Raw genomic sequence first — 2,602 nt, forward strand, 5'->3', positions numbered from 1 at the left:
TCCTGGCCTGCCATCACCTCGCTACCACTTATCTTGAGCGCATTGCCTGCGCTCAATACGAGGTCGCCGCCGATCGCCCCCACTTTACTGAGTGCCAAACCGCTCTGGGTCTGCGCGTCACGCTCCTGGTCTGTAGTGGTCGTGCGCTTGCCGTAAGTGAATCCAAATCCCGCCCCTCCCAGAAGGCCACTTTCGTCAACTTTTTTATAATGCGTCTCACGGACGGTATTGACAGCGGCATCAATAGTCAAGTTATTACCAGCCAGTATGCTGACCGTTTGATCGGCAAGCACATCCGATCCCGTCACATGCACATCATTATCAGCCTTTATCACTACCGTCTTCCCGCCTACACTGGTGCCTACAGTGCCGCTTGACTCTAGCGTGTCGCGCGTCGTCGTGGTAACGCTATAAAGAAGACCACTCGATTCGTGCTTGACGGCATTATCGTAATTTGACGTCGATACACCGTTGACCAAGCTGACATCATGACCGGCCGTTAGTGTCAAGGTCTCGCTGGCCTGGATACTAGCGGCCTTGGCTACCAAGTTGTTGCCCGCATGAACAGTGATATGGCCTTCGCCCACAATCTGGCTACCTACTTCATTAGTGCTATTCTTCTTAAAAAAATTATCGGCGTCGTACAGCGTATTTTCACTGCTGCCCACTGCAAGCGTCCCGAGCTGGATATCGCGACCGCTCTGAACAAGCGTTTCACCACCGCTAGCGGCATTTCCGATGACCCCCGCAACCATAGCCAAATCGCGTCCAGCACTGACCAACAGCGTGCCACCGCCACTTGCCCCGTCGCCGGTGACATAAAGTCCAGCAACACGATCGACTGCAGTACTCGATGAATTCGTATAGTTATATTGCGAGGATGTCGTTGCGGTGATGCTCTTTATATTGATATCGCGGCCAGCGGAAACCAACAATGTACTATTTGCCGAAATCGTGCCGGTCACGTTATTCAGGTCATTTTTAGCCGCCACCGAAACTGCATCACCGTGAATGCGACCTTGCAGGTTCTCGACGTTCTCCGCATTGAGCCTGACAAGCTCGCGGCCGGCGATCGTGCCGCCATTGATCAAGTCACCAGACAGGCTGATATCAATTTCTTTACCGGAAAGTAAGCTGCCCGAACCATCAAGGTCATCCTCCCGCACACGCACATATACTTGCGGCACGAGCACCTTCTGCATGCTACCGTCGGCCAGGGCCACCTCCCGCTCCACCAGCCAGACGATGTCGCTGGTCAATGCTGCCATCTGTTCCGGGGTCAATGCAACGCCAGGCCGAATATCCCACGTCTTGGCATACGCCGCCCCGGCATCCATCAGGCCCCGATACTGTTGATCATCATTGCTGTAGTCGCCGACAAACCGCTGGCCAGTCAGCTCGGCAATCTGCTCGCGCACCAGGCGTTGCTCATAGAAGCCGTCACCCAAGCGCTTCTGTGTCACTGCCGGGTCCAGCTGAACCTTGCTGGTCAGGTAGTCCGAGCCTGTCCAATCACGGTAGTTGGCAAACCGGGGGTCGGTTTCAACGAGAAAGCGCGACGAAGGAGCTGGACTGGTGCGAAACAGGCTGGCGTTGGGCAACCGCATTGAAGGAGACGCCGTACGCACAACTTGTGCACGGCCGCCAGGATTACTCAGTGCCACTTGAGCAAACTCGTTCATCTTGGCCTGCGATGCACCACCTGCACTGGTAACGCGCGACGCCTTGCCCATGGCCTGCGAGACAGACGTGCTGCCTGGCGCTGCCATGTCTGCTGGCGCCATGGCACCTGGACCGCTTGCGTCCCCCACAGTCACATTCGCCACGTCCGCAAAATTGACAGCCTGGCCCGCATTGCCTGCACGGTCGCTGCCTTGCAAGCCGACGCTACCGCCCACTGTCCGTGAAACTCCTTGCAGGTTGGTAGCCAACGAGCCCGCATCAACCTTACCCGTAGCGCCGGTTCCATTGACAGCGCCAACCGCATCGCCCTGCACGGCCTGATGCCACGCCGTTTGAGCCGCTCCGCCAAGTCGGTTACTGCCTGATACGCCATCACCGCCGACGACTAACTGAGAATGTCCCTGCAAGTCCGTGGCCAGCAAGCCCGCATCGATTCCATTTGCAGTACCGTCCCCATGAATGGCGTCGATGGCGCCGCCTTGCACACCATTGTGCGCTGCCATCTTGCCCGCATTTCCAAGACGAGCACTGCCACTCTGTTCCGTTCCGCCAGAAACTGCAGTGACGCTTTGACCATTGACGCCAACCTTGGCGCCATTGCCGCCGACGCCAGGCGACGATGTTTGAACGCCGTTGCCGCTGGCAGCGACAAGCGCTGTCCCGATAACCGCATCAACGCGGCCGGCCGGTCCTACGCCAGCGGTACCGCTGGCACCATCAAGCGGGCCCGTTCCACTCGCCGTCTTCGCGCCGTTTCCACCTGCTGTATGCACCCCAGCAATCTCGCCGGGGGTCTTGCTTACCGAGGTCTGCAGCATGTCGACAATTGCGCCCCCAGCCGCGCTGGTGCCGCCCTTGACTCCGCCTGCTCCAGTCGCCGAGGGCAAAGTGTAGGTCTTTCTTTCATAAACCTGGTTGA

The 2,602-nt window shown here is 58.0% G+C and carries 1 protein-coding gene; it reads right to left on the reverse strand.

Going from position 1 to position 2,602, the window contains the following annotated elements; all coding sequences use genetic code 11:
- The coding region (locus ACQ4WY_RS28170; RefSeq protein ID WP_436506914.1) for a hemagglutinin repeat-containing protein at window positions 1-2,602 on the reverse strand (2,602 nt) is incomplete at both ends.

This window comes from Janthinobacterium salmonicoloratum (assembly GCF_051380845.1).
Taxonomy (GTDB): domain Bacteria; phylum Pseudomonadota; class Gammaproteobacteria; order Burkholderiales; family Burkholderiaceae_D; genus Janthinobacterium; species Janthinobacterium lividum_F.